The sequence below is a fragment of the Pseudomonas sp. WS 5010 genome, from assembly GCF_012985565.1.
Classification (GTDB): Bacteria; Pseudomonadota; Gammaproteobacteria; order Pseudomonadales; family Pseudomonadaceae; genus Aquipseudomonas.
In genome coordinates this window covers 130,065-156,921 of record NZ_JAAQWQ010000003.1, presented here as the reverse complement: position 1 = coordinate 156,921, position 26,857 = coordinate 130,065, and the positions used below count along the sequence as shown (strand labels likewise).

The 26,857-nt window shown below is 62.2% G+C and carries 28 protein-coding genes; 9 read left to right on the top strand and 19 right to left on the bottom strand.

Annotated features, from left to right (window positions below; translation table 11 throughout):
- Positions 1-2: 2 nt before the first annotated feature.
- Positions 3-1,526: an apolipoprotein N-acyltransferase gene (gene lnt, locus HBO11_RS09610; protein ID WP_169951191.1), complete on the top strand. Its 1,524-nt coding sequence runs from the start codon at positions 3-5 to the stop codon at positions 1,524-1,526.
- A gap of 134 nt (positions 1,527-1,660) precedes the next feature.
- Here lnt and HBO11_RS09605 read toward each other — a convergent pair whose 3' ends face one another.
- A complete protein-coding gene (locus HBO11_RS09605) occupies positions 1,661-2,422 on the bottom strand; it encodes a YdcF family protein (RefSeq protein ID WP_169951193.1) in 762 nt (253 codons plus the stop codon).
- A gap of 84 nt (positions 2,423-2,506) precedes the next feature.
- The gene (locus HBO11_RS09600; protein WP_169951196.1) at positions 2,507-2,824 is read right to left on the bottom strand and encodes a hypothetical protein; all 318 of its coding nucleotides are present in this window, start codon (positions 2,822-2,824) and stop codon (positions 2,507-2,509) included.
- Between the two features lie 262 nt (positions 2,825-3,086).
- On the opposite strand from HBO11_RS09600, the gene leuS reads away from it, so the two are divergent.
- The 5 genes from leuS (at position 3,087) to HBO11_RS09575 (ending at position 9,253) form a co-directional block, all read left to right on the top strand.
- Complete coding sequence (leuS, locus tag HBO11_RS09595) at positions 3,087-5,693, top strand: leucine--tRNA ligase (protein WP_169951198.1); 2,607 nt, start codon at positions 3,087-3,089, stop codon at positions 5,691-5,693.
- 90 nt (positions 5,694-5,783) lie between these two features.
- The gene (gene lptE, locus HBO11_RS09590) at positions 5,784-6,389 is read left to right on the top strand and encodes an LPS assembly lipoprotein LptE (RefSeq protein WP_057960695.1); all 606 of its coding nucleotides are present in this window, start codon (positions 5,784-5,786) and stop codon (positions 6,387-6,389) included.
- Positions 6,390-6,428: 39 nt separating this feature from the next.
- Positions 6,429-7,466 carry a DNA polymerase III subunit delta gene (holA, locus tag HBO11_RS09585; RefSeq protein WP_169951200.1) on the top strand — a complete coding sequence of 346 codons (1,038 nt, stop codon included), beginning with the start codon at positions 6,429-6,431 and terminating at the stop codon, positions 7,464-7,466.
- A 235-nt stretch (positions 7,467-7,701) separates the two neighbouring features.
- Positions 7,702-7,866, top strand: a complete 165-nt coding sequence (gene arfA / locus HBO11_RS09580) for an alternative ribosome rescue factor ArfA (RefSeq protein ID WP_056744572.1) — start codon at positions 7,702-7,704, stop codon at positions 7,864-7,866.
- Positions 7,867-7,927: 61 nt separating this feature from the next.
- Positions 7,928-9,253, top strand: coding sequence for a lytic murein transglycosylase (locus tag HBO11_RS09575; protein WP_169951202.1), 1,326 nt, complete (start codon positions 7,928-7,930; stop codon positions 9,251-9,253).
- Between the two features lie 95 nt (positions 9,254-9,348).
- Here the strand turns inward: HBO11_RS09575 and HBO11_RS09570 are convergent, their stop codons facing one another.
- The 13 genes from HBO11_RS09570 to HBO11_RS09510 form a co-directional block, all read right to left on the bottom strand.
- A complete protein-coding gene (locus tag HBO11_RS09570) occupies positions 9,349-10,281 on the bottom strand; it encodes an LD-carboxypeptidase (RefSeq protein ID WP_169951204.1) in 933 nt (310 codons plus the stop codon).
- A 168-nt stretch (positions 10,282-10,449) separates the two neighbouring features.
- On the bottom strand, positions 10,450-11,451 hold the full coding sequence (gene lipA / locus HBO11_RS09565; protein ID WP_169951407.1) for a lipoyl synthase: 1,002 nt from the start codon (positions 11,449-11,451) through the stop codon (positions 10,450-10,452).
- A gap of 25 nt (positions 11,452-11,476) precedes the next feature.
- Positions 11,477-12,124, bottom strand: coding sequence for a lipoyl(octanoyl) transferase LipB (gene lipB, locus HBO11_RS09560; protein WP_169951215.1), 648 nt, complete (start codon positions 12,122-12,124; stop codon positions 11,477-11,479).
- A complete protein-coding gene (locus HBO11_RS09555) occupies positions 12,124-12,399 on the bottom strand; it encodes a DUF493 domain-containing protein (RefSeq protein ID WP_029292256.1) in 276 nt (91 codons plus the stop codon). The genes lipB and HBO11_RS09555 overlap by 1 nt, the downstream gene beginning before the upstream one ends.
- Positions 12,400-12,484: 85 nt before the next feature.
- A complete protein-coding gene (locus HBO11_RS09550; RefSeq protein WP_029292257.1) occupies positions 12,485-13,642 on the bottom strand; it encodes a D-alanyl-D-alanine carboxypeptidase family protein in 1,158 nt (385 codons plus the stop codon).
- Positions 13,643-13,825: 183 nt separating this feature from the next.
- The gene (locus HBO11_RS09545) at positions 13,826-14,821 is read right to left on the bottom strand and encodes a septal ring lytic transglycosylase RlpA family protein (protein ID WP_169951218.1); all 996 of its coding nucleotides are present in this window, start codon (positions 14,819-14,821) and stop codon (positions 13,826-13,828) included.
- Entirely contained in the window at positions 14,821-15,831 is a 1,011-nt protein-coding gene (gene mltB / locus HBO11_RS09540) for a lytic murein transglycosylase B (protein ID WP_169951220.1), read from the bottom strand. The genes HBO11_RS09545 and mltB overlap by 1 nt, the downstream gene beginning before the upstream one ends.
- Positions 15,832-15,848: 17 nt before the next feature.
- A complete protein-coding gene (gene rodA, locus HBO11_RS09535; RefSeq protein ID WP_169951409.1) occupies positions 15,849-16,952 on the bottom strand; it encodes a rod shape-determining protein RodA in 1,104 nt (367 codons plus the stop codon).
- Positions 16,953-16,983: 31 nt separating this feature from the next.
- Entirely contained in the window at positions 16,984-18,879 is a 1,896-nt protein-coding gene (gene mrdA, locus HBO11_RS09530; protein ID WP_169951222.1) for a penicillin-binding protein 2, read from the bottom strand.
- A 15-nt stretch (positions 18,880-18,894) separates the two neighbouring features.
- A complete protein-coding gene (gene rlmH / locus HBO11_RS09525; protein ID WP_029292262.1) occupies positions 18,895-19,362 on the bottom strand; it encodes a 23S rRNA (pseudouridine(1915)-N(3))-methyltransferase RlmH in 468 nt (155 codons plus the stop codon).
- Between the two features lie 9 nt (positions 19,363-19,371).
- Positions 19,372-19,866 carry a ribosome silencing factor gene (rsfS, locus tag HBO11_RS09520; protein ID WP_032861691.1) on the bottom strand — a complete coding sequence of 165 codons (495 nt, stop codon included), beginning with the start codon at positions 19,864-19,866 and terminating at the stop codon, positions 19,372-19,374.
- 70 nt (positions 19,867-19,936) lie between these two features.
- Positions 19,937-20,581 (bottom strand): nicotinate-nucleotide adenylyltransferase, encoded by a 645-nt coding sequence (gene nadD / locus HBO11_RS09515; protein WP_169866005.1) that lies wholly within the window; start codon positions 20,579-20,581, stop codon positions 19,937-19,939.
- Positions 20,581-21,846, bottom strand: coding sequence for a glutamate-5-semialdehyde dehydrogenase (locus tag HBO11_RS09510; protein WP_169951224.1), 1,266 nt, complete (start codon positions 21,844-21,846; stop codon positions 20,581-20,583). Before HBO11_RS09510 ends, nadD begins: the two co-directional genes overlap by 1 nt.
- A 177-nt stretch (positions 21,847-22,023) precedes the next feature.
- Here HBO11_RS09510 and HBO11_RS09505 point away from each other — a divergent pair, with 177 nt between their 5' ends.
- Together HBO11_RS09505 and HBO11_RS09500 are read left to right on the top strand one after the other, a co-directional pair.
- On the top strand, positions 22,024-22,707 hold the full coding sequence (locus tag HBO11_RS09505; RefSeq protein WP_169951226.1) for a DNA-3-methyladenine glycosylase: 684 nt from the start codon (positions 22,024-22,026) through the stop codon (positions 22,705-22,707).
- Positions 22,708-22,866: 159 nt separating this feature from the next.
- Positions 22,867-24,183 (top strand): bifunctional DedA family/phosphatase PAP2 family protein, encoded by a 1,317-nt coding sequence (locus tag HBO11_RS09500; protein WP_169951229.1) that lies wholly within the window; start codon positions 22,867-22,869, stop codon positions 24,181-24,183.
- Position 24,184: 1 nt separating this feature from the next.
- Here the strand turns inward: HBO11_RS09500 and HBO11_RS09495 are convergent, their stop codons facing one another.
- The 4 genes from HBO11_RS09495 to HBO11_RS09480 form a co-directional block, all read right to left on the bottom strand.
- Positions 24,185-24,391: a hypothetical protein gene (locus HBO11_RS09495; protein ID WP_169951231.1), complete on the bottom strand. Its 207-nt coding sequence runs from the start codon at positions 24,389-24,391 to the stop codon at positions 24,185-24,187.
- 107 nt (positions 24,392-24,498) lie between these two features.
- Positions 24,499-25,089 (bottom strand): LON peptidase substrate-binding domain-containing protein, encoded by a 591-nt coding sequence (locus tag HBO11_RS09490; RefSeq protein WP_169951240.1) that lies wholly within the window; start codon positions 25,087-25,089, stop codon positions 24,499-24,501.
- A gap of 21 nt (positions 25,090-25,110) precedes the next feature.
- Positions 25,111-25,827: an LrgB family protein gene (locus HBO11_RS09485; RefSeq protein ID WP_076964939.1), complete on the bottom strand. Its 717-nt coding sequence runs from the start codon at positions 25,825-25,827 to the stop codon at positions 25,111-25,113.
- A complete protein-coding gene (locus HBO11_RS09480; protein ID WP_057438999.1) occupies positions 25,824-26,186 on the bottom strand; it encodes a CidA/LrgA family protein in 363 nt (120 codons plus the stop codon). Before HBO11_RS09480 ends, HBO11_RS09485 begins: the two co-directional genes overlap by 4 nt.
- A gap of 206 nt (positions 26,187-26,392) precedes the next feature.
- Here HBO11_RS09480 and HBO11_RS09475 point away from each other — a divergent pair, with 206 nt between their 5' ends.
- Entirely contained in the window at positions 26,393-26,848 is a 456-nt protein-coding gene (locus HBO11_RS09475; protein WP_169951243.1) for a MaoC family dehydratase, read from the top strand.
- Positions 26,849-26,857 lie beyond the last annotated feature (9 nt).

Below are 26,857 nucleotides of genomic sequence, written 5' to 3'. Positions count from 1 at the left end.
ATATGCGCCGTCTCACCGCACCCGGCTGGCCCGGTAACCTGCTGGCCGTGGTGGCCGGTGCTATCACCACCCTGGCGCTGGCGCCGTTCGATATCTGGCCGCTGGCACTGGTGGCGGTCGGGGTGTTCTATGCCGGAATGCGCCAACTGACACCACGCCAGGCCTTCGGGCGTGGCTGGTGTTTCGGTTTTGGCCTGTTTGGCGCGGGAACCAGCTGGATTTATTACAGCATCCACCACTTTGGTGGCGCTTCGGTGTTGCTGGCCGGGCTGTTGATGCTCGCCTTTACCGCCGCGATCGCCCTGTTCTTTGCCCTGCCTGCCTGGCTCTGGGCCCGCTGGCTGCGCCGTAACGAAGCGCCGCTGGCCGATGCCCTGGCGTTTGCCGCGCTGTGGGTGGGCCAGGAAGCATTTCGCGGCTGGTTCCTCACCGGCTTTCCCTGGCTGTACTCCGGTTATAGCCAGCTCGACGGCCCGCTGGCCGGGCTCGCGCCGCTGGGCGGGGTGTGGCTGATTTCGTTTGCCCTGGCCTTGAGCGCGGCGCTGATCGTCAACCTGCCGCGTTTGCTGGCGGCCAGGCGCAACGCGTTCATCGCCACGGGCCTGGTGCTGCTGGTTGCACCCTGGGCGATTGGCCTGGCGCTCAAGCACCACGCCTGGACCAGCCCTGCCGGTGAACCGCTGACCGTCGCGGCGATCCAGGGTAATGTCGAGCAGAGCATGAAGTGGGATCCGGCGCAGCTCAATGAGCAACTGGCGCTGTACCGCGACATGAGTTTTGCCTCCAAGCGCGTGGACCTGCTGATCTGGCCGGAAACCGCCGTGCCGGTGCTCAAGGAGTCCGTCGAGGGCTACCTGGCAATGATGGGCAAGTTCGCCGCCGACCGGGATGCGGCGATGATCACCGGCGTGCCAATCCGCCAGGAAGTACGCCACGAAAAGCGCTACTTCAATGGCATCACCGTGGTTGGCCAGGGTGATGGCACCTATTTGAAGCAGAAACTGGTGCCCTTTGGCGAGTACGTGCCGCTGCAGGATGTGCTGCGCGGCCTGATTGCGTTCTTCGACCTGCCGATGTCGGACTTTGCCCGCGGGCCTGAGGACCAGGCCATGCTGCAAGCCAAGGGTTATCAGATCGCGCCGTATATCTGCTACGAAGTGGTCTACCCGGAGTTTGCCGCCGGCCTCGCCGCCCGCAGCGACTTGTTGCTGACCATCAGCAATGACACCTGGTTCGGCACCTCCATCGGCCCCTTGCAACACCTGCAAATGGCCCAGATGCGCGCCCTGGAAGCCGGCCGCTGGATGATTCGCGCGACCAACAACGGCGTGACCGGCCTGATCAACCCATTCGGGCAGATCACCGAGCAGATCCCGCAGTTCGAACGCGGCATTCTCTACGGCGAGGTCGTACCGATGCACAACCTGACGCCGTACCTGCAATGGCGTTCGTGGCCGCTGATCATCCTGTGCCTGGGGCTGTTTGGCTGGGCGCTGCTGGCCGGGCGCATGGCCAAGACCGTCTGACAGACATACAAGACCCAATGTGGGAGCGGGCTTGCCCGCGATGGCGGTATATCAGTCAGCATTTTTAGCGACCGACCCACCTCCATCGCGGGCAAGCCCGCTCCCACACAAGCCCCACATTTTGATTTGCGCCATCAACGATAGAACAGGCGGTAACCTACCTGCCCCACCGCCTCATTGATTAACTGCCCGCTCTGCCAGATCGACTTGAACTCCGGCATCCAGCCGCCCAGCGGCCGGGCATTGTCCACTCCCAGGAAGCCGACCGGCGCCGGCACCACGGTAAAGCCGGCCTTCTCGAAGCTCCACACTGAGCGCGGCATATGCCAGGCCTGGGTCACGACTACCACGCGCTTGACGCCCTGGGGCAAGAGGATCTCGGCGCTCATCTGCGCATTTTCCCAGGTGGTGCGGCTGCGCTCTTCCTTCCAGCGTACGGCCACACCAAAGTCTTGCTGCATCGACACCGCCATCAACTCTGCCTCGCTGGGCGGCGTGCCATAGTGCAGGCCGCCGGTGGTCAGCACCGGCAAGCCCGAGGCCTTGGCCAATCGCGCCGCGTAGCGCTGACGCTCCAGGCCCACACCAGTCGGCTGATCAGCGCCCCAGGCCGGGTCACCGCGCTCGCGGCCCGAGCCCAGCACCACAATGGCATCGGCCCGTTGTGCCAGGCTGGCCCAGTCGTCCAGGGCCAATGGCGGCTCGGTTTCCAGGGCACGCGCGCCCCACTCCACCATCACCGGCAGGCTGATCAGCCACATCCCGCCAAACCCCAGGGCAAAGCACACGCCAGCCAAGCGTGGGCGAGTGCGGCGAAACCACCAGGCAAGGGCCAGCAGCAGCAAGAGAATGCCGGGCGGCAGCAATAATTGTTTGATGAAATAACGAATAGGCATCGAGCATCTCCAAAGATGCCCGAAGCCTAAGGTGTAACGGGGTTTAGCGACAATCTTTACCAGCGGCGGATAACGCTGAGCAGGTTACTTGAATCGTACAGACCGCAGCTTTTCCGGGCCGCGGCCGGCCGACAAGTCCTTGAGCCATACCACCTTGGACGATCGCACCGCCTCCCTGGCTGGCACAGGAGCCACCCATTGCGGGATTGGGCGCGCGTTCAAGTCCAGGTAGGCCTTGATCACTTCAAACTCTGCAGGGCTCAAGCCTCGCAGTTCCAGCTCATCGGGCCGTTCGTCACGCAATCGGCCCGCGGTTCTTGCTGCGTCCAGTGCTCGACCCAAGCGGTCGATCAGTCCTTCATACACTTCCGGTTTCGTTCTCATTCGCTGCGAATCAACCATCCCCTCACCTCATTAAAGATAAGTCTCACTCCCCAATAAACAGCGTAGCTGCGCTGACGCAACCAACCGCACGCCGCGACCAACGGCCTGCGCTGCGCAATCAGGGTTTCCCTCGATAGAGTGGGGTCATGTATGCTACGGCGCTTCCTGTAACTCCACTTCCCGCAGGGTTTGGGCACGGACGCGCCGCTTTTTGGTGTCGATCAACCCGGACAATGCACCGAAGAGGATTAGGCCACCCCTATTCAGTTCAAAAGTAGCCATGCACGAACAATATCAGCCCCGTGAAATAGAAAATGCCGCCCAAACTTTCTGGGATGAGCAAAAGTCCTTTGAAGTCAGTGAACAGCCAGGCAAGGAGACTTACTACTGCCTATCGATGTTCCCTTACCCCAGCGGCAAACTACACATGGGGCACGTGCGTAACTACACCATCGGCGACGTGATTTCCCGCTACCAGCGCATGCTCGGCAAAAACGTCCTGCAACCTATGGGTTGGGACGCCTTCGGCATGCCTGCGGAAAACGCCGCGATGAAAAACAACGTGGCGCCCGCCAAGTGGACCTACGAAAACATCGCCTACATGAAGACCCAGCTGCGCAGCCTGGGCCTGGCCGTGGACTGGTCGCGCGAAGTGACCACCTGCAAGCCGGACTACTACCGCTGGGAACAATGGCTGTTCACTCGCCTGTTCGAAAAAGGCGTGATCTACAAAAAAAGCGGCACCGTGAACTGGGATCCGGTCGACCAGACCGTCTTGGCCAACGAGCAGGTGATCGACGGTCGCGGCTGGCGTTCCGGCGCGCTGATCGAGAAGCGCGAAATCCCGATGTACTACTTCAAGATCACCGCCTATGCCGATGAGCTCTTGTCGAGCCTCGACGACCTGCCGGGCTGGCCTGAACAGGTCAAGACCATGCAGCGCAACTGGATCGGCAAGTCCAAGGGCATGGAAGTGCAGTTCCCGTACAACGTGGATTCCATAGGCGTTGCTGGCGCACTGAAAGTCTTCACCACCCGTCCAGACACCCTGATGGGCGCGACCTACGTCGCCGTGGCCGCCGAACACCCGCTGGCCACCCTGGCCGCAAAAAACAACCCTGAGTTGCAGGCCTTTATCGCCGAATGCAAAGGCGGCAGCGTGGCCGAAGCCGACGTCGCCACCCAGGAGAAAAAGGGCCTGCCGACCTCGCTGTTTGTCGAGCACCCACTGACCGGCGAAAAACTGCCGGTATGGGTCGCCAACTATGTGCTGATGCACTACGGCGATGGCGCAGTAATGGCAGTGCCCGCCCACGACGAGCGCGATTTCGAATTCGCCACCAAGTACAACCTGCCGATCAAGTCCGTGGTGCGCACCAGCTCCGGTGAAACCAACCCGGCCCCGTGGCAGGACGCTTATAACGAACACGGCACCCTGATCAACTCCGGCGAGTTCGACGGCCTGGACTTCGCAGGCGCCTTCGACGCCATGGAAGTCGCCCTGATCAAGAAAAACCTCGGTGCCTCGCGCACCCAGTTCCGCCTGCGCGACTGGGGCATCAGCCGCCAGCGCTACTGGGGCTGCCCGATCCCGATCATCCACTGCGAAAGCTGTGGCGACGTACCGGTACCGGAAGACCAATTGCCGGTGGTGCTGCCCGAAGACGTGGTGCCGGACGGCGCCGGTTCGCCATTGGCGCGCATGCCCGAGTTCTACGAGTGCAGTTGCCCGAAATGCGGCCAGCCTGCCAAGCGTGAAACCGACACCATGGACACCTTCGTCGAGTCCTCGTGGTACTACGCCCGCTACGCCTCGCCGCACTATGAAGGCGGCCTGGTGGAAAAATCCGCGGCCGACCACTGGTTGCCGGTGGACCAGTACATCGGTGGCATCGAACACGCGATCCTGCACCTGCTGTACGCGCGCTTCTTCCACAAGCTGATGCGTGACGAAGGCCTGGTCAGCTCCGACGAGCCGTTCAAGAACCTGCTGACCCAGGGCATGGTGATCGCCGAGACTTACTATCGCCGCGAAGCCAATGGCGCCTACACCTGGTTCAACCCGGCGGACGTGGAGCTTGAGCGTGACAGCAAGGCCAAGGTGATCAGTGCCAAGTTGAAATCCGACGGCCTGCCGGTGGAAATCGGCGGCACCGAGAAGATGGCCAAGTCGAAGAACAACGGCGTCGACCCACAGTCGATGATCGACCAGTTCGGCGCCGACACCTGCCGCCTGTTCATGATGTTCGCCTCGCCGCCTGACATGAGCGCCGAATGGTCGGACTCCGGTGTCGAAGGTTCGCACCGTTTCCTCAAGCGCGTCTGGCGCCTGGCGCATGCCCATATCAGCCAGGGCTTGCCGGGCAAGCTGGACGTGGCGTCGTTGAGCGACGAGCAGAAACTCATTCGCCGTAGCACCCACCTGGCCATCAAGCAAGCCAGCCAGGACGTGGGCCAGCACCACAAGTTCAACACCGCCATCGCCCAGGTGATGACGCTGATGAACGTGCTGGAAAAAGCGCCACAGGCTACCGAACAGGACCGCGCACTGGTACAGGAAGGCCTGGAAACTGTCGTGTTGCTGCTGGCACCGATTACTCCGCACATCAGCCACGACCTGTGGAGCCAGTTGGGCCACAGCGGCGCGGTGATCGATGCTGCATGGCCGGTCGCGGATGACAGCGCCCTGGTCCAGGACACGCTTCAACTGGTGATTCAGGTCAACGGCAAGCTGCGCGGCCAGATCGACATGCCTGCCAGCGCCAGCCGCGAAGAAGTCGAAGCCGCCGCGCGTAGCAACGAGAACGTGCTGCGCTTCACCGAAGGCCTGACGATCCGCAAAGTGATCGTGGTGCCCGGCAAACTGGTCAATATCGTCGCTAGCTAATCGGATCGGGCGCCAGGGCAAGAGCCCCGGCGCCGAACAAAACCTCCAGGGCCTCGATAAGGCCCACATGGTTTCAAGGGGAGCAACAAAATGATCAAACGCAACCTGCTGGTTATGGGCCTTGCCGTACTGCTGAGCGCTTGCGGCTTCCAGCTGCGCGGCACTGGCACCACGGAACTGGCGATCAAGGAACTGGATGTCAGCGCGCGCAACGCCTATGGCGAAACCGTGACCCAGCTGCGCCAAACCCTGGAAAACAGCGGCGTCAAAGTCTATAACGGTGCGGCTTACAAGCTGGTACTGATCGACGAGAAAGAGACCCAGCGTAACCTCAGCTACGCCAGTGCCGGCCGGTCTTCGGACATCGAGTTGAGCAGCGTGCTCATGTTCCAGATCCAGGGCCACGACCAGTTGCCGCTGATCAGCGACAAGCTGCAAGTGCAGAAAGTCGTGACGCATGACGGCAACAACCTGGTGGGCTCCGACACGGAGGTCAATCAGGTGCGCAATGAAATGCGCCGTGACCTGGTCCAGCGTATGGTCCTGCGCCTGCAAATGATCAGCCCGGCCCAGCTCGACGCTCTGCAACAGACTGCCGACGCCAAGGCCAAGGCAGATGCCGAGGCGCTGAAAGCCGCGCAGGACTACGAAAACAGCATTCCCAAGCAATCGCCTGTTGAAGTTCCTGCCGAGTAAACCAGGCGGGGCGCGTCATGCGCCCCGTCCATCCAGCCTATGAAACTCGCCCCCGCCCAACTCGCCAAACACCTGCAAGGCAACCTCGCGCCTGTGTACATCGTCAGTGGCGATGATCCGCTGTTGTGCCAGGAAGCTGCCGACACCATCCGCCAGGCTGCGCGCCAGCAAGGCTTTGATGAACGCCAGGTGTTCAGCGCCGATGCCAGCTTCGACTGGGGCACCCTGCTCCAGGCCGGGGCGAGCATGTCGCTGTTTGCCGAAAAACGCCTGCTGGAGCTGCGCCTGCCCTCGGGCAAGCCCGGCGACAAAGGCGCGGCGGCCCTGATGGAATATTGCGCCCGCCCCGCCGAGGACACGCTGTTGCTGATCAGCCTGCCCAAGCTCGATGGCAGTGCGCAGAAGACCAAATGGGGTAAGGCCCTGGTGGAAGGGGCGCAAACCCAGTTCATCCAGATCTGGCCAGTCGACAGCAATCAGTTGCCACAATGGATTCGCCAACGCCTGTCCCAAGCCGGGTTGTCTGCCAGCCAGGACGCGGTCGAGTTGATCGCCGCCCGGGTTGAAGGCAACTTGCTGGCCGCCGCCCAGGAAATCGAAAAGCTCAAGCTGATGGCCGAAGGTGGCCAGATCACCGTCGAGACAGTGCAAGGCGCGGTGGCCGACAGCGCGCGTTTTGACGTGTTCGGGCTGGTGGATGCGATCCTCAATGGCGACGCGGCCCATGCCTTGCGCATGCTCGAAGGGCTGCGCGGTGAAGGGGTCGAGCCGCCGGTGATTCTCTGGGCCCTGGCGCGGGAGTTGCGCTTGCTGGCCAATATCGCCCTGCAATACAGCCAGGGTACGCCGCTGGACAAGGCTTTCAGCCAAGCCCGCCCGCCGGTATGGGACAAGCGCAAGCCCCTGATGAGCAAGGCCCTGCAACGGCACTCGGCGCAACGCTGGGCGCAACTGTTGCTCGAAGCCCAGCGCATCGATGCGCAGATCAAGGGCCAGGCGGCGGGGTCGCCGTGGATGAGCTTGAGCCGTTTGTCGCTGCTGATGTCCGGCCAGCGCCTGGCACTGCCCGCCGAATAGCACGCTCGCCCAAACACCACAAATCCAATGTAGGAGCTGGCTTGCCAGCGATGGCATCACCACGGTGTGACTGACATACCGAGGTGCTTGCATCGCTGGCAAGCCAGCTCCTACAGGTTTGATCGTCGCCGTATTCAGGTCTTTGATATTTCCTACATCGCGCCGGGCTGGACAGCAGCCAAACTTCGGCAGATGATTCGCACCGCATCACCCACCCCATCGGAGAGTCCCGATCATGAGCAAAAAGCCATCCAAGCATGGCCCCAACAAGGCCAAATCCATCATCGCCCAGCCGTTGTTCCGCAGTCGCCAGGAACCCGCCGGCAAAGGCAAAGGCAGCTACCGCCGCGAAGCCTTCCAGTCTAATAGCTGGGAGGCTTCTTACTTTCTGGCTGCCTGAAGGCAAGCGCCCCTCTGGCATGATAAGGTCTGCACCTGATTCGTATTTCCTGGACCTGTGCATGCCCTCTAGTCTTTCCCGTCGTTGGCACCTTCGCCAATTGATTGCTGCCTCCAGCCTGATCCTGTTAGTCGCCTGCGCCGAAAAACCCACCGCCGCCGACGCTCAGCCCCTGCCCACGCTCCAGACCGCACCGGTTGCCGCACCCGCCGTAGTTGCGCCCCTGGCCGTGAGCAATCTCGATATCCAGCCGACCCAGACCTTTGCCCAATGGCAGGCAGGTTTTCGCGTCGAAGCGCTGAAAGCCGGTATCACCCCTGCAGTATTCGACACGGCCTTCGCCAACGTCACCCCTGACATGGCGGTCATCCGTGCCGACCGCAGCCAGCCGGAGTTTTCCCGCCCGGTGTGGGAATACCTCAACGGCGCCCTGTCGCCGCTGCGTGTGCGCAACGGCCAGGCCCTGCTGGTCAAGCACGCCGATATCCTGCAAAGCATTGAGCAGCGCTACGGTGTCGATCGCCAGGTACTGGTCTCGGTGTGGGGCATGGAAAGCAACTTCGGTTCGTTCCAGGGCAATAACTCGGTGATCCGCTCCCTGGCGACCCTGGCCTACGAAGGCCGTCGCCCGGCATTCGCCCAGGCGCAGTTGCTGGCTGCGCTGCAAATCATCCAGCACGGTGATATCCCGGCCGAACAGATGCGCGGTTCCTGGGCCGGCGCCATGGGCCAGACCCAGTTCATACCGACCACCTACAACACCCACGCGGTGGACTTCGATGGCGACGGTCGCCGCGACATCTGGAACAGCTCGGCCGACGCCCTCGCCTCCACCGCGCACTACCTGCAAAGCTCGGGCTGGCAGAAAGGCCAACCGTGGGGCTTTGAGGTGCGGCAATTGCCGGCGAACTTCGACTATGCCCTGGCGGATGGTGCAGTGCGCAAGCCGGTCGGCGAGTGGATGAAACTCGGCCTGCAGGTGCCGGCCGGGGCCAGCGTGCCACCCAACGTAGAAACGCTATCGGCCGCCCTGCTGCTGCCGGCCGGCCATCGTGGCCCGGCGTTCCTGGTGCTGGACAACTTCCGCGCAATCCTCAAGTACAACAACTCGTCGTCCTACGCCCTGGCGGTCGGCCTGTTGTCCGAGCGCTTTGGCGGTGGTGGGGTGATTCGCGGGGATTGGCCAACGGACGAACTGCCGCTGACCCGCTCCCAGCGTATCGAATTGCAGACGGTGTTGAGTGCCAAGGGCTATGAGGCTGGCAACCCGGACGGGATTATCGGCGCCAATACGCGCAAGGCGATTCGGGCGGCGCAGCAGTCGTTGGGCTGGCCGGCGGATGGGTATCCGACAGTGAAGTTGTTGGAGTCGTTGCGTAGCCGCTAGATCGGCGTAGGGCGACTGCCGCTCCCACATTTGGAATGCAATTCCCTGTGGGAGCCAGCTTGCTCGCGATAGCGTGCTGACAGGCGGCAAAACACTCAGAGCCTACACACCACATCCTGCTCCAGCACCAGCCGCTGTTCCCCCGCATCCAGGCGCACCACCGCACCAATCGGCAAGGTCAGGTTCGGGTCGCAATGACCACTGCGCCAGCCGGACAGGACCGGGATGCACAACGGCTCGAAGGTCTGCTTCAACAACCGCTCCAGCGCCACACTATCCACCCCCGCCACATCCCCCACCAGCACACCGCGCACCTGCGCCAGCTTGCCCGCCAGGCGCAAGTGCGTCAGCAGGCGGTCGATGCGGTAGATCGGCTCGTTGACGTCCTCGATAAACAGAATGATGCCGTCGGCATCAAGCTCAAAGGGCGTGCCCATCACGGCCGCGATCATCGACAGGTTGCCCCCCAACAGGCGCCCACAGGCGATGCCAGGCTCAACGGTGGTCAACGGGTACGCCACTGGGTGCGCCAGCACACTGCCAGCGCCCAGCCGCCCACGCAGCAGGCTGAACAGTGATGATTCGGTGGGTTGTTGCTTGTCACCGAGCAGGTCGGCATTCAGCATCGGGCCGTGGAAAGTCACGAAGCCGGCGTAGCGACTGATCGCCAAGTGCAGCGCGGTGATATCGCTGTAGCCGACGAAGGGCTTGGGATTGGCCGCCAGCAGCGCGAAATCCACGCTGTCGAGCAAGCGTGGGGTGCCGTAGCCGCCGCGCAGGCAGAAGATGGCGTCGATCTCGGGGTCGGCAAAAGCCGCATGCAGGTCACGCAGGCGGACTTTATCGCTGCCGGCCAGGTAGCCATCGCGCTCATACACCCCCGAGAAGATCCGCAGCTCGTAGCCACGAGCGCGCATCCATTGCCCGGCCTTTTCAACATCCAGCGCGGCAGGGCCGGCGGGAGCGATGAGGCCGATCACGCCTTCGGCGCGCAGGGCGGGTACGGCGGTGGCAAGCGGGTCGGTCATCCTTGGTTCTCCCTATTCTGTACAGCGCAACGAACTGTGGGAGCGGGCTTGCCCGCGATGCAGACGCCTCGGTGTATCAGTTGCACCGAGGCGATGCTATCGCGGGCAAGCCCGCTCCCACACAAGCCAGCTCCATACACACCCATCCAGACAGATGGGCGCCAAGGCTCAGGAAACCAGGCTAGCCTTGACCAGCTTGGCCTGCTCGTCGGCGTGGTACGACGAACGCACCAGCGGGCCCGACGCGACGTTCTTGAAGCCCATCTTGTAACCTTCTTCGGCAAACCAGGCAAAGGTGTCCGGGTGCACGAAACGCTGCACCGGCAAGTGGCTGCGCGACGGTTGCAGGTACTGACCGAGGGTCAGCATGTCGATGTCGTGTTCGCGCATGCGCTTCATGACTTCGATGACTTCTTCGTCGGTTTCGCCCAGGCCCAGCATCAGGCCGGACTTGGTGGGGATGTGCGGCATCATCTGCTTGAATTTCTGCAGCAGGGTCAGCGACCACTGGTAGTCCGAACCCGGGCGCGCGGCCTTGTACAGGCGTGGCACGGTTTCCAGGTTGTGGTTGAACACATCTGGCGGCTCGGCGGCGGTGATTTCCAGGGCGACGTCCATGCGGCCACGGTAGTCCGGGACCAGGGTCTCGAGCATCACATTCGGCGACAATTTGCGGATTTCACGGATGCAGTCGGCAAAGTGCTGGGCACCGCCGTCGCGCAGGTCATCGCGGTCTACCGAGGTGATCACCACGTACTTGAGTTTCAGGTCGGCAATGGCGATGGCCAGGCTTTCTGGCTCGTTGACGTCCAGTGGCTTGGGCCGGCCGTGGCCAACGTCGCAGAACGGGCAGCGACGGGTGCAGATGTCACCCATGATCATGAAGGTCGCGGTGCCGCCAGAGAAGCACTCGCCCAGGTTCGGGCAGGAGGCTTCTTCGCACACGCTGTGCAGCTTGTGTTTGCGCAGCAGCGCCTTGATACGGTCGACTTCCGGCGAGACCGGGATGCGCACGCGAATCCAGTCGGGCTTTTTCGGCAGTTCGGTGGTCGGAATGATCTTCACCGGGATGCGTGCAACCTTCTCGGCGCCGCGCAGCTTGACGCCGGCTTCCACCTTGGCACGCGGAACCGGGGCCGGACGGTCGGTAATGTCCAGCGTCGGGATCATGGTTTGCACAACATCAGTAGTCATATCAGTCGATTCCGCCCGTCAGGGTCGTCTGCTCAGCATAGTCGAGGTGTTTGACGAGCTGCGCGCGCAGCCGGGCACTTACCTCGGCAAATTCTATGGGTGTTGCGTGATCGCTCAACTGGGTCATGGCCAAACCGGCGTAACCACAGGGATTGATCCGGAGAAACGGCGCCAGGTCCATGTCCACGTTCAGGGCCAGGCCATGAAAGGAACAGCCATGACGAATACGCAGGCCCAGGGAGGCGATTTTCGCGCCGTTGACATACACACCTGGAGCATCGGGCTTGGCCGCGGCAGTCACACCGTAACTGGCCAGCAGCTCGATCAGGCAGTTCTCCATGCGACTGACCAGCTCACGCACGCCATAACCCAGCTTGCGCACATCCAGCAGCAAGTAAGCCACCAGTTGTCCGGGCCCATGGTAAGTCACTTGACCACCCCGGTCGACCTGCACCACCGCAATATCACCCGGAAGTAGTAGATGCTCGGCCTTGCCAGCCTGGCCCTGGGTGAATACCGGCGGGTGCTCCACCAGCCAGATTTCGTCGGGAGCCGAGCTGCCGCGCTCATTGGTAAAGCGCTGCATGGCGTGCCAGACAGGCTCGTACGCCATCTGGCCGAGCTCGCGAAAGCCCAGGACCTGTGACATCACAACACCATATGTACGAAACCGGTGGCTCGCAGTTCGCTGTTGATGTCGTAAAGCTGGTCTTGACCGGTCGCAACGATGTGCAACTGGATCGTGGTGTACTTACCGTTGGTGCTCAAGCGCTCATCCACACGGTTGTCGTTGATCGTTGCGTGTTTACGCATGATCTCGAGGATCTTGTCTTTGTTGCCCACACCGGTATCGCTGATCACCTTGACGGGATAGTCCGTCACCGGGAATTCGATCTTTGGCGCCTTTACTTCTTTATCGGTCATGGCGTAACGGCCTCGTAAGCGGTAAGCCGTGGCGACGAGCAAAGCCCCGCGTCGGATCAACGCAGGGCTTTGCGGGTGCACACAATCAGTTGAACAAGCCGTAGAAGAATAGACGGATGCTATCCCACACGCGGCGGAAGATACCACCTTCCTCAACGGCGTCGAGTGCGATCAGATCGGCGCTGTGTACGACTTTGTCGTCCAGCTTCACTTCGACTTTACCGATCACATCGCCCTTGGCGATTGGCGCGGTCAGTTGTGGGTTCATGGTCATGCTGGCAGCCAGTTTCTTCAGCTGGCCTTTAGGCATGGTCAAGGTCAGGTCGTCAGCCAGGCCGGCCTTGACTTGACGCTCGGTGCCTTTCCACACAGGAGCCTGGGCCAGCTCAGCGCCCTTCTGGTAGAAGGTCTGGGTTTCGAAGAAGCGGAAACCGTAGGTCAGCAGCTTCTGGGTTTCAGCCGCACGGGCCTGCTCGCTGTTGGTGCCGAACACCACGGCGATCAAGCGTTGGCCATCACGCACAGCCGAAGACACCATGCAGTAGCCGGCCTCGTCGGTGTGGCCGGTTTTCAGGCCATCGACGGTCTTGTCGCGCCACAGCAACAGGTTGCGGTTAGGCTGCTTGATGTTGTTCCAGAAGAATTCTTTCTGGGAGTAGATGGCGTAGTGCACCGGGTCGACACGAATGATCGCGCGGGCCAGGATCGCCATGTCATGGGCCGACGAGTAGTGGTCTGGGTTTGGCAGGCCGGTCGGGTTCATGAAGTGGCTGTTGGTCATGCCCAGGTCAGTCACGGTTTTGTTCATCATGTCGGCGAATGCATCTTCGCTGCCGGCAATATGCTCGGCCAGGGCGACGCTGGCGTCGTTACCGGACTGGATGATGATGCCGTGCAGCAGGTCGCTGACAGTCACCTGGGAGCCGACCTTGATGAACATCCGCGAACCGCCGGTACGCCAGGCGTTTTCGCTGACGGTCACCGGATCGTTTTCACCGATCTGGCCGCGACGGATTTCCAGGGTCGCGATGTAGGCGGTCATCAGCTTGGTCAGGCTGGCCGGCGGCAGGCGCTGGTCACCGTTGTTTTCGACCAGCACGTTGCCGCTTGCGGCATCCATGAGCACGTAGGACTTGGCAGCCAGTTGCGGTGGCGCTGGCATCATTTCGACGGCCCAGGCAGCGGGCGCGATGATCAGCGGGACAAGCAGGCACAGGCGTTTGGCTAAGGTGGTGATGTTCATCCGTCTCTCGAAATTGCTTATGGAAACTTGCCCTCGCGGGCAAAACTATTCAGACAGCCCGTTGCCAGGCTGTCGCGTATTCAGTTGCCAGCTCAACCCTTGCCTTCGGGTTTTTATTATTCGACGAGCCTGCAACCAGGGCCCCGGCACGCAAACGCGCCAGCACCCCAGATCCGCTACTGCTTATTCGGCGCTGACCACGCTGGGCTGACCCAGGTTGGCCAGTCGCACGCTGTTCTGCACCTGGGCAATCTCGCCCGCCGAGCCGATGGGGCCCAGGCGTACCCGGTGCAGGGTCTGCTGGTTACGCACGATGGAGCTGATAAACACTGGCGCGCTGACCATCCCGCTGAGCTTGGACCTTAACAGTTCTGCCGCATCCGGGTTGGCGAAAGCGCCGACTTGCAGGTACTGCCCGCCCGCTGCATTGCCCGGCGCCGCCTGTGGCACGGCCACGACTGGCGCGGCGTGCTGCTGGGGCGGCGGCGTCCACTGCTCGACCTTGCCCGCCGAAGCGGTGATCTGCGGTTGTGCGCTTTGTGGCTCGTTGAGCATCAACGGCGCCGGCTTGCCGCGCTGGGCCCAGTACTGGGCCGGGTCGATGCCTTCGACCTTGACCCGCGCCGTGCCGGTTTCGGCATAGCCGAGTTTTTTCGCGGCAGCGTAGGACAAGTCGATAATTCGGTCGGAGTAGAACGGCCCACGGTCGTTGACCCGCAGGATTACCACGCGGTTGTTGTCCAGGTTGGTCACCCGTACGTAGGCCGGCAGCGGCAGGGTCTTGTGCGCCGCGCTCATGCCATACAGGTCATACACTTCGCCGTTGGCGGTGTTCTGGCCGTGGAACTTGGTGCCGTACCAGGATGCGGTGCCCGACTGCACGTAGTTCTTGGACTCTTGCAGCGGGAAGTAGGTCTTGCCCAGCACCGTGTAGGGGTTGGCTTTATAGTTGCCGGTATGCAGGGTCGGCGTGGCATCCGGGATGCGCGAGACATCGACGTCCCACCACGGCGCGCCGTCCTTGTGGGCCCGGTTGATATCCAGCCCCGGCTGCGCGCGGACTACCGGGCCACTGGCCTTCTGCGCCGGCGCGCGGCTGGTGGAGCAACTGACAACCAGCAAGGACAATGCGGCCAGCGCCACCAGCTTGAGCGGTTTATTGATCGGCGATACCCGCATTACTTGACGCCCCGTGCTTGAACCAGCATGTCTGACAGCTGATGCACGGCCATGGCGTACATCACACTGCGGTTATAACGCGTGATTGCGTAAAAATTCTTCAGGCCCATCCAGTACTCCGGGCCGTCTGCACCTTCCAGGCGGAAGGCAGTAACCGGCATATCATCGCGCAGCGCATCATGACTTGACCAGCCCAGCGCCCGCAACTCCCCGACGGTTTTCACCGGCTCGATCCCCTGGGTCAGGCCTTCATCGGCGCGATCGCCCGTGACATCGGCGCGGATCACCACCGGCTCGCCAGCCACCCAGCCATGACGCTTGAAGTAGCTGGCAACGCTGCCGATGGCATCATCGGGGTTGCTCCAGATGTTGATATGGCCATCACCGTCAAAATCCACGGCGTAGGCACGAAAGCTGCTAGGCATGAACTGCGGCAGGCCCATGGCCCCGGCGTAGGAGCCTTTGAGGGTCAGCGGGTCGACCTGCTCTTCACGGGCCAGCAGCAGGAACTCACGCAGTTCCTTGCGGAAGAATTCGGCGCGGGGCGGGTAATCGAAGCCCAGGGTCGACAAGGCGTCGATCACCCGGTAACTGCCGGTATTGCGCCCGTAAAAGGTTTCAACGCCGATGATCGAGACGATCACCTGGGCCGGCACGCCATATTCCTGCTCGGCACGGGCCAGCACGGCCTCGTGCTGCCGCCAGAAATCCACACCCCGCGCCACGCGGGCGTCGGTGAGGAACATCGGGCGATAGTCCTTCCACTGCTTGACGCGTTCGGCGGGGCGGGAAATGGCGTCGAGTATCGCCTGCTTGCGCTGCGCCTCGCGGAACACGCCCATCAGTTGTTCGCCGGCGAAACCATAGTCACGCGTCATCTCACCGACAAATTCGGCGACCTGGGGCGAGCCGTCGTAATCGCCGGCCAGGGCTGGCTGTGCAGCGCCAAAGGCGCCCAACAAGCCCAGGCAGGACGCATATCGAGCAGCCCAGCCGCGCATTGCTTGCATTGACATCTTCACCTTATTCAAACCTGTGCGATCCACTTGCGATGGGTATGGATCGACATCAAAACCCCAAACGCTGACAGTAATGTCACCAGCGAAGTTCCGCCGTAGCTAATGAACGGCAACGGCACCCCAACCACCGGCAGCAGGCCACTGACCATACCGATGTTGACGAAAACGTAAACAAAAAAAGTCATTGTCAGCGCACCGGCGAGCAATTTGCCGAACAACGTCTGCGCTTGCGCGGTAATCACCAGGCCACGCCCGATCAACAGCAAGTAGATCAGCAGCAGTGCGCAAATGCCCACCAGGCCGAACTCCTCGCCCATCACCGCGATGATAAAGTCAGTGTGGCTTTCCGGCAGGAAGTCCAGGTGCGACTGGGTGCCCAGCAACCAGCCCTTGCCAAACACGCCGCCGGAACCGATGGCCGCCTTGGACTGGATGATGTTCCAACCGGTGCCCAACGGATCGCTCTCGGGATCGAGGAAGGTCAAGACCCGCTGCTTCTGATAATCGTGCATGAAGAAGAACCACATGGCGACGGCCACCGGCACGGCTGCCACCAGCACGCTGATGATCCAGCGCCAGCGCAGGCCGCCCATGAACAGCACGAACGCACCGCCGGCGAGAATCAGCAGGCCGGTGCCGAGGTCGGGCTGGCGCACGATCAGGATGAACGGAATGCCGATCAGGATCAGGCTGATGCCTACGTGCTTGAGCTGGGGCGGCAAGGTGCGCTTGGCCAGGTACCAGGCGATGGTCGCCGGCATCAGGATCTTCATGAATTCCGACGGCTGGAAGCGAATCACCCCCGGGATATTGATCCAGCGGGTGGCGCCCATGGCGTTATGCCCCATGACGTCCACCACCACCAGCAGCAGCACGCCTGCGACGTATCCCAGCGGCACCCAGCGCGCCATGAAACGCGGCTCCAGCTGGGCAATGACCACCATCGACAACAGGCCCAGGCCGAACGACGACGCTTGCTTGATCAGCAGGTCCCAGTTCTTGCCACTGGCCGAATACAGTACGAACAGGCTGCCGGCCGCCAGGGTCAGCAGCAGGATCAGCAACGGGCCATCAATGTGCATGCGCTGCAACAAGGTGGCGCGGCGACGCATCACATCCTCACTGGAGAGAATGCGGTCGAAATTACTCTTCACGGGCCGTAGCCTCCGCGCTTGAAGGGTTGGCAAACTCAGGCCTGAGCTTGCCGTCCTGGTCCAGCAACCAGGCGTCCATGATCTGGCGCACCACCGGGGCGGCCACGCCGGAACCGGACTCGCCGTTCTCGACCATCACCGCCACGGTGATTTTCGGGTTGTCGGCCGGGGCAAAACCGACAAACAAGGCGTGGTCGCGATGGCGCTCCTGAACCTTGGAGCGGTCGTATTTCTCGCCCTGCTTGATCGCCACTACCTGGGCGGTACCGCTCTTGCCGGCGATCCGGTATTGCGCGCCAGCAGCGGCCTTGCGCGCAGTACCGCGCGCGCCGTGCATCACTTGCTGCATACCATGGTTGACCTTGGTCCAGTCGGAAGAATCACGCAGGACGATGTCCGGGATCGGGTTTTCATCCACCGGTTTCTCACCCTCGATGGTCTTGGCCAGGTGCGGGCGGATCCACTTGCCCTTGCTGGCGACCAGCGCCGTAGCCTGGGCCAGTTGCAAGGGCGTGGCCTGCATATAGCCCTGGCCGATCCCCAGGATCAGGGTTTCCCCCGGGAACCAGGCCTGGCGCCGGGTAGCGCGCTTCCACTCGCGGGAAGGCATCAAGCCTGGGGATTCTTCAAACATGTCCAGGGACACTTTCTGACCGAGGCCGAACTTGCCCATGTAGGTCGATAAACGATCGATCCCCAGCTTGTGGGCCAGGTCATAGAAGTAGGTGTCATTGGATCGCATGATCGCCGTATCCAGGTCCACATAGCCGTCACCGGTGCGGTTCCAGTTACGGTACTTGTGATCGTAGTTGGGCAACATGTAGTAACCCGGGTCGAAAACCCGGCTGGAAGCAGTGACAACCCCCGCATCCAGGCCGGCAATCGCCACCGCCGGCTTGATGGTCGAGCCTGGCGGATACAGGCCGCGCAGCACCCGGTTGAACAACGGCCGGTCGATGGAATCGCGCAGCTCGGCATAGGCCTTGAAGCTGATCCCGGTGACAAACAGGTTGGGGTCGAAACTCGGCTGGCTGACCATCGCCAGCACCTCGCCGGTGTTCGGATCCAGCGCCACCACCGCGCCACGACGGCCACCGAGGGCCATTTCCGCGGCCTCCTGCAGCTTGATATCCAGGCTCAGGACAATGTCTTTGCCGGGAATCGGGTCGGTGCGCTTGAGCACCCGCAGCACACGGCCACGGGCGTTGGTCTCGACCTCCTCGTAACCCACCTGGCCGTGCAGTTCCGGCTCGTAGAAACGCTCGATGCCGGTCTTGCCGATATGGTGGGTGCCGCTGTAATTGACCGGATCGAGGGTTTTCAGCTCTTTTTCGTTGATCCGCCCCATATAACCGACCGAGTGGGCAAAGTGCGCCCCTTGCGGGTAATGGCGCACCAACTGCGCCACCACTTCCACCCCCGGCAGACGGAACTGGTTCACCGCGATCCTGGCGATCTGCTCTTCGGTCAGCTCAAACAGGATCGGCACCGGTTCAAACGGGCGCCGCCCCTGCTTCATGCGCTTCTCGAAGATCACCCGGTCTTCCGGCGTCAGTTGCAGCACCTCGACAATCACATCGAGGACCTGCTGCCAGTCACCGGAACGTTCGCGGGTCATGCTCAGGCTGAAACTGGGCCGGTTATCGGCGATCACCACGCCATTGCGGTCGAAAATCAGGCCACGGGTCGGCGGAATCGGCTGCACATGCACCCGGTTGTTTTCCGACAACGTGGAGTGATACTCGTACTGGATCACCTGTAGGTAATACAGGCGGGCGATCAACACACACATCAACGCCACCACCGCGATCGCGCCAAAGATCACGCGCGCGCGTACAAGACGTGCGTCTTTCTCGTGGTCCTTGATGCGGATCGGCTGGGTCATCAGGCAGGGCGCAGACTATTTGTGGTAAGGGTGCCCGGACAGGACTGTCCAGGCGCGATACAGCTGTTCACCAATCAGAATCCGCACCAGCGGATGGGGCAACGTCAGGGGCGACAGCGACCAGCGCTGATCGGCCCGCGCGCAGACTTCCGGCGCCAGCCCCTCGGGGCCGCCGACCATGAAGTTGACCGTGCGCGAATCCAGGCGCCAGCGATCCAGTTCCACCGCCAACTGCTCGGTGCTCCAGGGTTTGCCGTGCACCTCAAGGGTGACGATGCGCTCGTTGGCACCGACCTTGGCCAGCATCGCCTCGCCTTCCTGACGGATAAAGCGCGCCACATCGGCGTTCTTGCCCCGGGTGTTGAGGGGTATTTCCACCAGCTCCAGCGCCAATTCGGATGGCAGACGCTTGGCATATTCATGCCAGCCTTCTTCCACCCACTTGGGCATGCGTGAACCGACAGCAATCAGACGCAGGCGCACAGCCGTTCCTTATTCCTGGTCTTTGTTGAGCTTGTCGAAGTGCGCGTGACCGACTTCAGGGCTGTGGTGCTTGCCATCGGCGGCACGGCTCTGCTCGGCGCCTTTCCACAGGCGCTCCAGGTCGTAGAACTGGCGAGCGTTGCTGGTCATCATGTGGACGATCACGGTGTCCAGGTCAGCCAGCACCCAGTCGCTGTCGCCCTTGCCTTCTTCACCCAGTGGCTTGACGCCCTGGGCTTTGACGGCTTCGCGCACCTTGTCCAGCATCGCGCCGATCTGGCGGTTGGAGGTACCGGTGGCGATGATCATGAAGTCGGTGATGCTTTGCTTGTCGCGCACGTCCAGGACCTGGATGTCCTGGGCCTTCACGTCTTCCAGGGCGGCTACAGCCAGCGCTACCAGCGCTTCACCTTCAGGAGCCGGGACCAGCAGGGCTTCTACCGGCAACGGTGCGCTCTTGAACGTGCCTTTGCGCTTAACTTTGCTTACGTCTTTGTTCGTCATATAAAACTCGTTTTGCTCATTAGTTCGGGCGCTTCAATACACGACTATTCGTGCCTTCAAGCGCGCCTTTTCAGTTCGACGCACGGTAAAGCCCGTGCGCATCGATGTAGGCCAGGACCGCGTCAGGCACCAGGAAACGTACCGACTTACCGCTGGCCAGCAGTTGACGGATCTGGGTGGCGGACACCGCAAGCGGGGTCTGCCAGACGAATGCAATATTCCCGCTCGGCCCGGTCAGGGCCTGTGGGTCACTTACCGACCGCGCTGCCAGCAGGTTGCGCAAGGCATCCGGCGGTTCGCTGTCGGCATCCGGGCGTTGCAAAACCAGGATGTGGCAATGCTGGAGCAACTCTTCCCAGCGATGCCAAGTGGGCAGTGCGCAAAATGCGTCCCAGCCCAAAAGCAGAAACAACTGGTCATCGGCGGCCAACTCGGCCCGCGTCTGTTCCAGGGTGTCGATAGTGTAGGACGGTTTATCGCGCTTGAGCTCGCGGTCGTCCACCACCAGCGGGGCAATCCCGGCCACCGCGCACTGCACCATCGCCAGGCGCTCCTGCGCGCTGACCTGCGGCGTGTCCCGGTGCGGCGGCCGGGCATTGGGGATCAGCCGCAGCTCTTGCAGCCCGAGGGTATCCGCCACTTCCAGGGCACTGCGCAGATGGCCGATGTGCACGGGGTCGAAGGTACCGCCGAGCAGCCCGATGCGTTTACCCATCAAGTGCGCACATGACCGTCGCCAAAGACCACGTACTTCTCACTCGTCAGACCTTCCAGGCCAACCGGGCCACGGGCATGCAGCTTATCAGTGGAAATCCCGATCTCCGCCCCCAGGCCGTACTCGAAGCCGTCGGCAAAACGCGTCGAGGCGTTGATCATCACCGAAGCGGAGTCCACTTCGGTGAGAAAACGCCGGGCATCGCTGAAATGCTCGGAAACAATGGCATCAGTATGCTTGGAGCCGTAGGTATTGATGTGCTCGATGGCCTGGTCCAGGTCATCGACGATACGAATCGACAGGATCGGCGCCGTGTATTCGGTGTACCAGTCCTGCTCGGTGGCTTCGATCACGTCGCTGCCCAGCAATGCCCGGGTACGCTCGCAACCCCGCAGTTCCACGCCCTTGTCACGGTAGATTGCAGCCAGCGGCGGCAACACGCGCTCGGCAATGCCGGCGTGGACCAACAGGGTTTCCATGGTGTTGCACGGCGCGTAGCGGTGGGTCTTGGCGTTATCGGCAATGCGGATCGCCTTGTCGAGATCGGCCGCCACGTCGATAAATACATGGCAGACGCCATCCAGGTGCTTGATAACTGGCACCTTGGCATCACGGCTGACACGTTCGATCAGGCTCTTGCCGCCGCGCGGCACGATCACGTCGACATATTCCGGCATGGTGATCAGCGCCCCGACGGCGGCGCGGTCGGTGGTTTCCACCACTTGCACCACTTCAGCCGGCAACTCGGCCACGGCCAGGCCTTGCTGGATGCAGGCGGCGATGGCGCGGTTGGAATGGATGGCCTCGGAGCCGCCACGCAGGATGGTGGCGTTGCCGGACTTCAGGCACAGGCTCGCGGCGTCGATGGTCACGTTGGGACGCGACTCATAGATGATGCCGATCACGCCCAGGGGCACGCGCATCTTGCCGACCTGGATACCTGAGGGCAGGTAGCGCATATCGCGGATTTCACCGATGGGGTCAGGCAGCTTGGCTACCTGGCGCAGGCCTTCGATCATGTCGTCGATACGTGCCGGCGTCAGCGCCAGGCGATCCAGCAATGCCGGCTCCAGACCATTGGCCCGGCCGTTGGCCAGGTCCAGCTCGTTGGCGGCGGTCAGCTCGGAGCGCGCGGCATCCAGAGCGTCGGCGGCGGCCAGCAGGGCACGGTTCTTCTGCGCGGTGCTCGCACGGGCGATCAACCGCGAGGCCTGACGGGCAGCGCGACCCAGGCGGGTCATGTAGTCAAGAACGGACTCAGTCATGGTCTGGTGGGGTCTTGGCAAAGAGGAAAGCGGCAGATTATAGCTGTCGCGCCGTCCTACGGACAGCGGTGAGGGGCGGATGGTCGAAATGAACTGTAAAAACTCGACGTTCAGCGGTGATTAAGGCTGAAGTTGATATCATCCTGTCACATTTGGCCTGTGCAACCGTCCATCGTCATGTCCAATTCCCCCCCCAAGATCCCCGCCAACCCCCTGCCTGATGGCTTTTTCGACCGCGATGCACAAACGCTCGCGAAAGATTTGCTGGGCAAAGTCATCCGCCATCGGGTCGGCGATTTGTGGCTTTCGGCGCGAGTTATTGAAACCGAAGCCTATTACCTGGCCGAAAAAGGCAGTCATGCGTCCTTAGGCTACACAGAAAAGCGTAAGGCTTTGTTTCTGGATGGCGGCCACATCTATATGTACTACGCCCGCGGCGGCGACTCCCTGAACTTCAGCGCGCAGGGGCCGGGCAACGCTGTGCTGATCAAGTCGGCTTACCCCTGGGTAGATGACGTTTCGGGACCTGCCAGCCTGGCGCAAATGCTCCTCAACAACCCCGACGCCAACGGCCGCCCGCGCCCGGCCCACAAGCTCTGCGCCGGACAAACCCTGCTGTGCAAGGCCCTGGATTTGAAGGTGCCGATGTGGGACGCCAAGCGCTTCGACCAGGAGCAGCTGTACGTCGAAGATGTGGGCGTGGCGCCCGCGCAAATTATCCAGACCACCCGCCTGGGCATTCCCGGTGGGCGGGATGAACACTTGATGTATCGCTTCGTCGATGCTGGCTTCGCGCCCTATTGCACACGGAACCCGTTGCGACGCGGTCAGGTCGAAGGCCGCGATTACGTTTTGATTTGAAATATGCCCTGCAGGAATGGGCTTATGTGGGAGCGGGCTTGCTCGCGATAGCATCACCTCGGTCTGTCAGTCATACCGAGTCGCCTGCATCGCGAGCAAGCCCGCTCCCACACAAGCTCGCTCCTACAGAGGGACATCACCACTGATGGAGAAGATTGTATGGGCCCATGGCTCGATGGCATTACTGGCTGGCTGACCCTTAACCCGCAATGGCTGGCCGCGGCGGTGTTTATCGTCGCCTTTGTGGAATGCCTGGCCATCGCCGGGATTATCGTGCCAGGCACGGTGTTGCTGTTCGCCATTGCCGCACTGGCCGGCAGCGGCGCGCTGTCCCTGGGTGAAACCCTGCTGCTGGGCTTGCTCGGCGGGCTGCTGGGCGATGGTATTTCCTACTACCTGGGCCGGCATTTCCACCAGAATATCCGGCGCCTGCCCGGCCTGCGCCATCATCCCGAGTGGATGGACGGGGCCGAGGCTTACTTTCAGAAGTACGGCATCGTCAGCTTGCTGGTAGGACGTTTCATTGGGCCATTGCGGCCGATGCTGCCCATGGTCGCCGGGATGTGCGACATGCCCTTCCCGCGCTTTGCCGCCGTCAGCGTGCTGGCCGCCACCGGTTGGTCAATAGCCTATCTGCTGCCTGGCTGGGCCGCCGGTGCGGCGTTTCGGTTGCCGCTGCCCGAAGGGTTCTGGCCCGAAGCCGGGGTGGTCGCCGCCTGCCTGGCCGTATTGTTCGGCATCGCCCTCAACAGCACCCTGCGCGGCCACCGCCGGGCCACGCTGTGGATGGGCTGCGCCAGCCTGGCGTTGTTGATCGCGATGTTTATCGGCTACCCGTACCTGAACCATTTTGACCAAGGCTTGATGGCCCTGGTCCAGGAACACCGCAGCCCGGCCATGGACCGGGCCATGGTGATGATCACCCAGTTGGGTGAGTTCAAGAAGATGTTCGTCGCCAGCGCGGTGCTGACCGGCCTGCTGTTGCTGGCACGCCAATGGCGCCAGGGGATTTTCGTCGGTGCCACCCTGCTCGGGGCCGCACTGATCAATACCGGGAGCAAGCTGTTCTTTGCCCGCGGCCGGCCAGAAATCCTCGTCGACCCGCTGACCAGCTTCAGCATGCCCAGCGGCCACGCCTCCGGCTCGTTTGCGTTCTTCCTCGCGTTGGCAGTGCTGGCCGGTCGCGGCCAACCGACCCGCATGCGCCTGGCCTGGCTGCTGCTGGGCGCCATTCCGGCCGCTGCCATTGCCCTGTCGCGGGTGTACCTGGGGGCCCACTGGCCGAGCGATATTCTCGCCGGCACCTTGCTGGCCATGACGGTCTGCGCCTTCAGCCTGACCTTGAGCCAGCGCCACAGCCTGCTACCGGCCATGGCGCCAAAGGTGTGGTGGTTGATCGTGCCGGGGTGCGTGGCGGTCCTGGGGTTCTTTGCCCTGACGGGCACCTCCCACGCCTTGCTGCGCTACGCTTATTGAGCTACGCCGGGCTCATCCAATCCACGGGAGCGTAACGCCGCTCGGCGCAGCGCTCCCGGCGCTCCAGCAACATTTCATCGACAATTTGCGCAGCGCGCTCGGCAATGTACTCCGGGCCACGCTCGCCTGCCTGCTGAATCACTTGTGCGGTCACACTGACGAAAAAAGCGTCCCAGACCAATTGCTCCGATGGCGACAATCGAATCATGTTCATTCCCTGATAGTGGTGGCTGAGGCTCCACTATTTCAGGCGATGGGCACGCGGCACCGCTGAAAAATCCCAAGCTGGCGCGGATAAATCCGAGCCTGCCAGGCTCACGGGAACAGCTCGCCCTGCAACTCGTCCAGCAGCAATTGAATGGCGTCCAGGCGCTGCTGGGGGTCGTCGAGTTGCAGCAACTCGATCTTGTCGGGGTCGGTAAACGGCAACAGGTAGGCCAGGCGGTGGCTCAACTCCTGCTGCCCTTGCGCATCGGCGCCCATGTCCAGCGAAGCGACCATCGGGTGTTGCGCCAGGGCCTCAAGCAGGGCCAACAGATCGGCGTCTTCTTCGTCCAGCGCTCGTTCGGGCTGCTCTTGCAGCCACTCGACATCGGCCACCAACAACTGATCGCGCTGCACCTGGGCCTCGCGCACGCGAAACCTGCGTCCACCCTCGACCCGAATCCCCAGCAAGCCGTTGTCCTGCTGCTTGAAATCACGAATCAGGGCTTCGCAGCCAATCACCGCATAGCCGTCCGGGGCCAGGCCGACTTCCTGGCCATCGAGGATGCACACCACGCCAAAGCCTTCGCCCTTTTTCATGCAGCGGCTGATCATGTCCAGGTAGCGCGCCTCGAACAGCTGCAGGTCGAGGGTGCAGCCCGGGAACAGCACGGTATTGAGAGGGAACAGTGCCAGACTCATAAAGCGTTCCTTAAACCCGACTTAGATCACTAAAGACACGGCCAATGGCAGGAACACCGCCGTGGCCACGCCCATCAGACTCATCGCCAATGCCGCAAAGGCACCGCACTCCTCGCTCTCCTGCAACGCCACCGAAGTGCCGACCGCGTGGGCGGTCATGCCCAGGGCCATGCCCCGTGCCTCCGGGCTATGCACCCCCAGGCGCGACAAAAAGGCCGGGCCGATCATCGCACCGATCACCCCGGTGATCAGCACGAACACCGCTGCCAGTGCCGCGACGCCGCCGATCTGCTCGGCCACCAGCATGGCGATCGGCGAGGTCACCGACTTGGGCGCCATGGTCATCAGCACCATGTGTTCGGCACCAAACCACCAACCCAGCCATACACACAGGCCAGTGGCAAACACGCCCCCCACCACCAGCGTAGTAAAAATCGGCCAGAACAACTGGCGAATCCGTCGCAGGTTCAGATACAACGGCACCGCCAGCGCCACGGTGGCCGGGCCCAGCAGGATGCTCATGATTTCGGTGCTTTTGCGGTACTCGACATAGGTCAGGCCACACCCCAGCAGCACACCGATCACCAGCAACATCGAGACCAGCACCGGTTGCAGGAAAATCCAGCGGGTTTTCTCGAACCCCGCCAGCACCAGTTGATAGGCGCCCAGGGTGATGCCGATGCCAAATAACGGATGGTGGATGACCGCCGCCCACGCGCCCTGCCAATCGAAGGTCATTGCCCCTCCTCCCGCTGTGCCTGGCGCTTGACCAGTTTTTGCATGAGCACGCCGACAAACGCCATGGCGATCACCAGCGACAACACCAGCGCACCGACGATGGCCCAGAAGTCGGCAGCAATGTCCTTGGCATACACCATCACCCCCACCGCCGGCGGCACCAGCAGCAATGGCAGGTAACGCAACAGGCTGCCGGCCGCGAGGCTCAGCGGTTCACCGACCTCGCCGCGCCACACCAGGTACGCCAGCAGCAACAGCAAGCCGACAATCGGTCCCGGCAAGACCGGCAGGAACAAGTGATTGATCGCCGTGCCGAGCAATTGAAACAACACCAACCATGTAAGACCGCGTAACAACATCCGCCTTCTCCCCAAAAGCCCCCGGGCATTATAAGCATGCCGCCCCTATGAACTGGCATTCGCCAAAAGCATGGTGGGTTGACCGGGCCATTTGCCCATGATGATCTACATTGGTTCTCTGCAATCTACCTAAAACAACAACACCCCTGCCGGTACACGCGTGCCCGCGCCGCCAGGGAGAGATCGATGAACCAAGGAGAGTCGCAATGCCCTTCGTACCTGTAGCGCAGCTCAATGATTATGTCGGCAAGGAACTGGGACGTTCCGCATGGCTCACCATCGACCAGGAGCGTATCAACCTGTTCGCGGAGGCGACCGGCGATTTTCAGTTCATCCACGTCGACCCGGTAAAAGCCGCCCAGACCCCGTTCGGCAGCACCATCGCCCATGGTTTCCTGTCGCTGTCGCTGATCCCCAAATTGATCGAAGACATCCTGATCATGCCCGAGGGCTTGAAGATGGCGGTCAACTACGGCCTGGACAGCGTGCGCTTTATCCAGCCGGTCAAGGTCAACTCCAAGGTCCGCCTGGCGGTGACCCTCACCGACGCCACCGAGAAAAAGCCCGGCCAGTGGCTGCTCAAGGCCACCTGCACCCTGGAAATCGACGGCCAGGAAAAACCGGCCTATATCGCCGAGTCGTTGTCACTGTGCTTCGTCTGATACACCCGT

Excerpts from the sequence above, each read along its gene's own strand:
- HBO11_RS09545 (WP_169951218.1), bottom strand. The coding sequence starts at position 14,821 with ATGCGGGTATCGCCGATCAATAAACCGCTCAAGCTGGTGGCGCTGGCC.
- rsfS (WP_032861691.1), bottom strand. The coding sequence starts at position 19,866 with ATGACGAACAAAGACGTAAGCAAAGTTAAGCGCAAAGGCACGTTCAAG.
- mltB (WP_169951220.1), bottom strand. The coding sequence starts at position 15,831 with ATGCAAGCAATGCGCGGCTGGGCTGCTCGATATGCGTCCTGCCTGGGC.
- HBO11_RS09570 (WP_169951204.1), bottom strand. The coding sequence starts at position 10,281 with ATGACCGACCCGCTTGCCACCGCCGTACCCGCCCTGCGCGCCGAAGGC.
- HBO11_RS09480 (WP_057438999.1), bottom strand. The coding sequence starts at position 26,186 with ATGTTGTTACGCGGTCTTACATGGTTGGTGTTGTTTCAATTGCTCGGC.
- lipB (WP_169951215.1), bottom strand. The coding sequence starts at position 12,124 with ATGTCACAGGTCCTGGGCTTTCGCGAGCTCGGCCAGATGGCGTACGAG.
- HBO11_RS09600 (WP_169951196.1), bottom strand. The coding sequence starts at position 2,824 with ATGGTTGATTCGCAGCGAATGAGAACGAAACCGGAAGTGTATGAAGGA.
- holA (WP_169951200.1), top strand. The coding sequence starts at position 6,429 with ATGAAACTCGCCCCCGCCCAACTCGCCAAACACCTGCAAGGCAACCTC.
- HBO11_RS09555 (WP_029292256.1), bottom strand. The coding sequence starts at position 12,399 with ATGACCGATAAAGAAGTAAAGGCGCCAAAGATCGAATTCCCGGTGACG.
- HBO11_RS09500 (WP_169951229.1), top strand. The coding sequence starts at position 22,867 with ATGGGCCCATGGCTCGATGGCATTACTGGCTGGCTGACCCTTAACCCG.
- HBO11_RS09550 (WP_029292257.1), bottom strand. The coding sequence starts at position 13,642 with ATGAACATCACCACCTTAGCCAAACGCCTGTGCCTGCTTGTCCCGCTG.
- HBO11_RS09510 (WP_169951224.1), bottom strand. The coding sequence starts at position 21,846 with ATGACTGAGTCCGTTCTTGACTACATGACCCGCCTGGGTCGCGCTGCC.
- nadD (WP_169866005.1), bottom strand. The coding sequence starts at position 20,581 with ATGGGTAAACGCATCGGGCTGCTCGGCGGTACCTTCGACCCCGTGCAC.
- HBO11_RS09495 (WP_169951231.1), bottom strand. The coding sequence starts at position 24,391 with ATGATTCGATTGTCGCCATCGGAGCAATTGGTCTGGGACGCTTTTTTC.
- leuS (WP_169951198.1), top strand. The coding sequence starts at position 3,087 with ATGCACGAACAATATCAGCCCCGTGAAATAGAAAATGCCGCCCAAACT.
- HBO11_RS09605 (WP_169951193.1), bottom strand. The coding sequence starts at position 2,422 with ATGCCTATTCGTTATTTCATCAAACAATTATTGCTGCCGCCCGGCATT.
- rodA (WP_169951409.1), bottom strand. The coding sequence starts at position 16,952 with ATGCGTCGCCGCGCCACCTTGTTGCAGCGCATGCACATTGATGGCCCG.
- HBO11_RS09490 (WP_169951240.1), bottom strand. The coding sequence starts at position 25,089 with ATGAGTCTGGCACTGTTCCCTCTCAATACCGTGCTGTTCCCGGGCTGC.
- mrdA (WP_169951222.1), bottom strand. The coding sequence starts at position 18,879 with ATGACCCAGCCGATCCGCATCAAGGACCACGAGAAAGACGCACGTCTT.
- lipA (WP_169951407.1), bottom strand. The coding sequence starts at position 11,451 with ATGATCCCGACGCTGGACATTACCGACCGTCCGGCCCCGGTTCCGCGT.
- HBO11_RS09505 (WP_169951226.1), top strand. The coding sequence starts at position 22,024 with ATGTCCAATTCCCCCCCCAAGATCCCCGCCAACCCCCTGCCTGATGGC.
- HBO11_RS09485 (WP_076964939.1), bottom strand. The coding sequence starts at position 25,827 with ATGACCTTCGATTGGCAGGGCGCGTGGGCGGCGGTCATCCACCATCCG.
- lnt (WP_169951191.1), top strand. The coding sequence starts at position 3 with ATGCGCCGTCTCACCGCACCCGGCTGGCCCGGTAACCTGCTGGCCGTG.
- HBO11_RS09575 (WP_169951202.1), top strand. The coding sequence starts at position 7,928 with ATGCCCTCTAGTCTTTCCCGTCGTTGGCACCTTCGCCAATTGATTGCT.
- arfA (WP_056744572.1), top strand. The coding sequence starts at position 7,702 with ATGAGCAAAAAGCCATCCAAGCATGGCCCCAACAAGGCCAAATCCATC.
- HBO11_RS09475 (WP_169951243.1), top strand. The coding sequence starts at position 26,393 with ATGCCCTTCGTACCTGTAGCGCAGCTCAATGATTATGTCGGCAAGGAA.
- lptE (WP_057960695.1), top strand. The coding sequence starts at position 5,784 with ATGATCAAACGCAACCTGCTGGTTATGGGCCTTGCCGTACTGCTGAGC.